2 protein-coding genes are annotated in these 6121 nt (G+C 72.8%); both read right to left on the reverse strand.

Translation table 11 applies throughout. The annotated features are described in order from the left end of the window. Positions 1-6 precede the first annotated feature (6 nt). The gene (locus tag ACWDAK_RS14310) at positions 7-222 is read right to left on the reverse strand and encodes an MbtH family protein (RefSeq protein WP_344637592.1); all 216 of its coding nucleotides are present in this window, start codon (positions 220-222) and stop codon (positions 7-9) included. 3 nt (positions 223-225) lie between these two features. Then, the coding region (locus tag ACWDAK_RS14315; RefSeq protein WP_427393419.1) for an amino acid adenylation domain-containing protein at positions 226-6121 on the reverse strand (5896 nt) is incomplete at its 5' end.

The raw sequence follows: 6121 nt of genomic DNA on the forward strand, positions 1-6121 counted from the left end.
GCCGCTCTACCGCTGGGCGTTCATGGCGTCGACGAGGCTCTTGGGCCGCATGTCGGTCCAGCTCTGCTCGACGAACTCCAGGCAGGCGGCGTGGGTGTCGGGGCCGTGGGCGACGGTCCACCCCGCTGGGACGTCGGCGAACTGGGGCCAGAGCGAGTGCTGGTTCTCCTCGTTGACGAGCACGAGGAAGGTGCCGTTCTGGTCGTCGAACGGGTTGGTCATGAGTCAGTCCTCCAGGTTGGGGGTCGAGGTGGCACCGGTGGCCTCGGCGAGCCTGGCGGCCAGGATCGGTCCGATCTGGGCCAGTGAGCCCGGCTGGGTCATCCGGTCGTGCCGGGTGGTGATCTCGTGCGATTCGATCCGGCCGGCGACGTACGGCTGCCAGATCCCGGCGCCCGTCGAGTCGTCGGTGCGGTCGATGGTGGAGTTGAACAGCAGCAGGTCCCCGTCGAACCTGCCCGGGTCGTGGTCGAGCGCCAGCCGGGCGTTGTTGATCATGATCTGGACGACGGCCTCGATGCGCCGCTCGTCCAGGTCCGCCAGGGCGCTGCCCCGTCGGCGCAGGATCTCGGCGATCTCGCCGTAGGTCAGCGGCCCCTCGTCCAGTTCGGCGGGGTCGCAGTCGAGGATCCCGACCAGCACGTCCCGCTCGGTCGGGACGGGTGCCTCGTCGAACTCCACGTCCTTCACCGGGTAGGCGTCGAGGATCGCCAGCAGCTCGGTGCGTTCGCCGCGGGCCTGCAGCTCGCAGGCGATCGCGTGGGCGATCAGCCCGCCGGCGGACCAGCCGAGCAGCCGGTAGGGACCGTCGGACTGGATCTTGCGGATCTGGTCGGCGTAGTCGGCCGCCATCTCCTCGTAGGACTTCGGAAGTTCCTCCGGTCGGGCGAGGCCGCGCGCCTGGATCGCGTAGACCGGGTGCTCCGGGCCGACGTGGTTCAGCAGCCCGCTGTACGACCAGCTGATGCCGCCGCCGGGGTGGATGCAGAACAGCGGCGGACGGCTGCCTGTCGGGCGCAGCGGCAGCACCACTTCGAAGGAGTCCTCGGGATCGTTCATGGCCAGGCGGTTCGTGAGCCCGGCCACCGTCGGCGCTTCGAAGAGCGTGCGCAGGCCGACCTGGACGCCCAGGGTCTCTCGGACGCGCGAGACCAGCCGGGCGGCCAGCAGCGAGTGCCCGCCCAGGTCGAAGAAGCTGTCGTCGATGTGGACCTGTTCCCGGCCGAGGATCTCGGCGAACAGGGCGCACAGCAGCTGCTCCTGCGGGGTCCGGGGGCCGCGGCCGGTGCTCGTCGCGCCGTACTCGGGAGCCGGCAGGGCGGCCCGGTCCACCTTGCCGTTGGCGGTCAGCGGCAGCACGTCCAGGGTGACGAACGCCGACGGCACCATGTACTCGGGCAGTTCGCGGCGCAGCCGCTCGGACAGCTCGCCCACCTCGGGCGCGTCCTCGGGAGCGGGTACCAGGTAGGCGACGAGCCGCTGGTCGCCCGGTTGGTCCTCGCGGGCGACGACGGCTGCCTGGGCGATGCCCGGGAGTCCGGCGAGGACGGCTTCGATCTCGCCGGGCTCGATCCGGAAGCCGCGCAGCTTGACCTGGTCGTCCGCTCGGCCGGCGAACTCCAGCGTGCCGTCGGCCAGCCACCGCGCCAGGTCCCCGGTGCGGTACATCCGCTCCCCGGCGGGCCCGTACGGGTCGGCGGTGAACCGCCCCGCCGTCAGGCCGGGCCGGTCCAGATAGCCCCGGGCCGTGCCCGCGCCGGCCAGGTAGAGCTCACCGGCCACTCCCGTTGGCACCGGCCGCAGTCCGGCGTCGAGTACGTACGCCCGCATGTTCGCCATCGGCCGGCCGATCGGGACGGTGGCGGCGTGCGCGGGGAGGGCGCGTACCCGGTGGTGGGCGGCGAAGGTCGTGGTCTCGGTCGGTCCGTAGCCGTTGACCACCGCGATGTCCGGGCAGGCCGCCAGAACCCGGGCGACGGCGGCCGGGGAGACCACGTCACCGCCGGTCCAGACCTCGTGCACCCCGGCGAGCAGCGTCGGCCGTTCCTCGGCCACCAGGCGGAAGAGACCGGCTGTGAGCCACAGGCCGGTCACCCGGTGTTCGGTGACGGTCCGGTGCAACTGGTCGACATCGAGCCGGCCGGGCGGTGCGACGACGACCCGGCCACCGCCGAGCAGCGGCGCCCACAGCTCGTACGTCGCGGCGTCGAAGGCGATCGGGGAGTGCAGCAGCACCCGGTCGTGGGCGCCGCCGGACCAGCACGGGGCCAGCGCCAGAGCCGCCACGTCGCGATGGGTGACGCCCACTCCCTTCGGCCGGCCGGTCGAGCCGGAGGTGTACATCACGTACGCCAACTGCTCTGGGTTGCATGAGACTTCAGTGTCGGATGAATCGGGTTCGGTCTGGATCAGTGCGGTCAGTACGTCCTCGGTGAGCACCAGCGCGGCGCCGGTCTCCCGGAGGATCAGGTCGATGCGGGAGGACGGGAAGCGCGAGTCGAGCGGGACGTAGGCGCCGCCCGCCTTGATGATCGCCAGGATCGCCACGACCAGCTCCGCCGAGCGGTCCAGCAGGACCGCCACCGGCGTCTCCGGCCCCACGCCCTGGCGGATCAGTGCCCGCGCCAGGCGGTTGGCCCGCAGGTCGAGTTCCCGGTAGGTCAGTTCGGTGCCGTCGGTGACGACGGCCACCGCGTCCGGGGTGGCCCGCACCTGGAGGGCGAACAGCTCCGGCAGGGCGGCCTCGGGCAGCTCGGCGGCGGTGTCGTTGAACTCGCCGAGCAGCCGGTGGCGTTCCTCGCCCGACAGGATGTCGATCCGGCCGATCGCCCGGTGCGGGTCGGCGGCTGCCGCGCGCAGCAGCCGCACCCAGCGGGCGAACAGCAGTTCCACGGTGTCCGGGTCGAACAGGTCGGTGGCGAACTCCACCGCACCGACCACGCCGTCGAGGCCGCCGTCGGGGCGGAACTGCTCGGCCAGGCTGAACGTCAGGTCGACCCGCGCGGTGCCGGTCGGCGCCGGCAGGTAGCCGGTCTCCAGCCCGGGCAGCGTGAACTCGCCCAGCGGCGCGTTCTGCAGCGCCAGCATGACCTGGAACAGCGGGTGGTGGGCCAGCGACCGGGCCGGGTTGACCACCTCGACCAGGTACTCGAACGGCACGTCCTGGTGGTCGTAGGCGGTGAGCGCCTTCTGCCGCACCCGGCCGAGCAGTTCGGCGAAGTCGGGGTCGCCGCTGGTGTCGGTGCGCAGCACCAGGGTGTTGACGAAGAAGCCGACGAGTTCGTCCAGGGCCTGGTCGGTGCGGCCGGCGATCGGGCTGCCGATCGGGATGTCCGTACCGGCGCCGAGCCGGGTGAGCAGCGCGGCGAGGCCGGCTTGGAGCACCATGAACATGCTGGCGCCGTGCGCGGCGGCCAGGTCCCGCAGCGCCTGGTGCAGTTCGGCGTCCATGTGGACCTCGAGCCGGCCGCCCCGCTGGGAGGCCTCGGCCGGTCGGGGGCGGTCGGCTGGCACCTGGACCAGCTCCGGAAGTCCCGCCAACTCCATTTCCCAGTAGCTGAGTTGCCGGTAGAACAGGCTGTTCTGGTCGGCGGTGTCGCCAAGCAGATCGCGTTGCCACAGGGTGTAGTCGGCGTACTGAACCGGCAGCGGGGACCACTGCGGTTCCTCGCCCCGGCAGCGGGCCGCATAGGCCGCCGCGAGGTCGCGGGAGAGCGGGCCCATCGACCAGCCGTCACCGGCGATGTGGTGCACCACGACCAGCAGCACGTGCCGGTCCGGCGCGAGCGCGAAGAGCTCCGCCCGGATCGGCGGCTCGGCGGCCAAGTCGAACCCGCGCCGGGCCGCCTCCGCCAGCCGCTCGGCCAGCCGGCCCTCGTCGAGCCCGATCACCTTCAGCGCCGGGGACGGGGCCTCGTCCGCGCTCAGCACGACCTGGTACGGCGCGCCGTCCGCCTCGCGGAGAACCGTCCGCAGGCTCTCGTGCCGGGCGACCACGTCCGCGAACGCGGCCCGCAGCGCCGGCTGGTCCAGCCGGCCGTCCAGGCGCAGCGCGAGCGGCATGTTGTAGGTGGCGCTCGGCCCGTCCATGCGGTGCAGGAACCAAAGGCGGCGCTGGGCGAAGGACAGCGGGATCCTCTCGGGGCGCGGGCGGGCGGTCAGCGCGGGCCGCGCCGCTGCCGAGCCGTCGAGGCGAGCCGCCAGTGCGGCCACGGTCGGGTACTCGAACAGCGTCCGGACCTCCAGCTCGGCACCGAAGACCGCCCTGACCCGGGAGGCCAGCCTGGTCGCCAGCAACGAGTGCCCGCCCAGGTCGAAGAAGCTGTCCTCGACGCCGACCTGGGCCAGCCCGAGCACGTCGGCGTAGAGGTCGGCGAGCAGCTGTTCCTGCGGGGTGCGCGGCGCGCGCCCGGCCGCGGCCATCCCCAGGTCGGGGGTGGGCAGGGCGCGGCGGTCGAGCTTGCCGCTGGCGGTCAGCGGCAACGCGTCCAGGACCACGAAGGCCGACGGCACGAGGTACTCGGGCAGGCGGTCGCGCAGCCGGTCGCGGAGTTCGCCGATGAGGGCAGTGGTACCCCGGTTCCCGGTCGGGCGGTTGGTGAGCTCGGACAGCGCGGTGCCGGACGGCCGCAGCGGCCGGTAGGCCTCGACGCCGACGTCCTGCGGTGCCGGCGCTCTGGTGAAGAGCACGTCGAGGGCGTCGGACGCGGTGGGCGACCAGGTGACGTACACCCGGCGTCCGAGTTCGTCGCCGAGCGCGCGGAGGTCCTCCGGGTCGGGCAGGCCGTCGTTGTCCGGGCCGTGCAGCCGGTCCAGCAGTTCGGCGAGCGTGCCGTCCCCGGTCTGCACCGCCCGGGCCAGCGCGGCCTCGCGGGCGACGCGCCGGTTTGGCAGCTCGGTGATGCGCACCGAATCCGCGCCGCGCCGGGCGAGCAGCTCGCGCAGTTCCGCGAGGTCGGCGACCTCTCGGCCCCACGTCAGTTCCTGCTGCGTGGTCGGTGCCGTCGGCACGGTCGGCTGCTTGTGCAGGGTGACGTCGTAGCGGTAGCGGGTCAGCTCGTTGTGGTGCCGGCCGCGCTTGACCTCCACGGCCACCGCGCCGATGTCGGTGCCGCGCTCGCGCAGGACGGTGAAGAAGTCCGGGTCGACCAGGAGTTCCTTCTCCACCAGGAGGGCCTGCTCCACCGCGCGGCGCACCGCCGGCAGGTCGGTGCCGTCGGTGGCCCGGTGCAGTTGGACGGCGGTCGTCAGCGGGCGCAGCAGCCGCAGGTTGCGTACGTCGCCGATGAAGAGCGCGCCGCCGGGGGTGAGCAGGGTCATCAGTTGGTCGACCACCTCCGCCAGGTAGTCGGCGGAGGGGAAGTACTGGACCACCGAGTTGATCACGATGGTGTCGAACTGCCCGGTGGGTAGCTTGTCGGTGTCGTGTGCCGGGCGGGTGTGGAGCACCACGCGCTCGGCCAGGCCGTCCTGCTGAGCGATCTGGGCGGCCAGCGCGTCGATCGCGGTGGCGGAGAAGTCGGTCGCCCAGTAGCTCTCGCAGTGTGGCGCGATGTGCGAGAGCAGCAGACCGGTGCCGACGCCGACCTCCAGCACCCGGCGGGGCCGCAGGGCGAGGATGCGCGCCACGGTGGTGTCGCGCCACTCGCGCATCTGCTCGATGGGGATCGGGTGGGTGTCGTAACTGCTGTTCCAGCCGACGAAGTTCTGGCCGAAGGCGGCTTCTGCGGGGGTGATGGGCAGGGCGTCGTAGATGTCCTGCCACTCACCCACGTGGTCCGCTTCGAGGCCGTTGTCCCGAGCGGTGTCCTGGCGCGGGACGACGTAGCCGATGAGCCGGTCGTCCTCGGCGAGGGCGGCGGCCTGGGCGACGGCGGGGTGCTCGGCCAGCGCCGCCTCGACCTCGCCGAGTTCGATCCGGAAGCCGCGCACCTTCACCTGGTCGTCGGCGCGGCCGACGTACTCCAGCTCGCCGTCGGCGCGCCAGCGCACCAGGTCACCGGTGCGGTACATCCGCGCGCCCGCCTGGTCGAACGGGCACGCCACGAACCGTCCTGCCGTCAGCCCCGGCCGGTTCAGGTACCCGCGGGCCAGCCCCGCACCGGCGACGTACAACTCCCCC

It is taken from the genome of Kitasatospora sp. NPDC001175 (genome assembly GCF_053598215.1).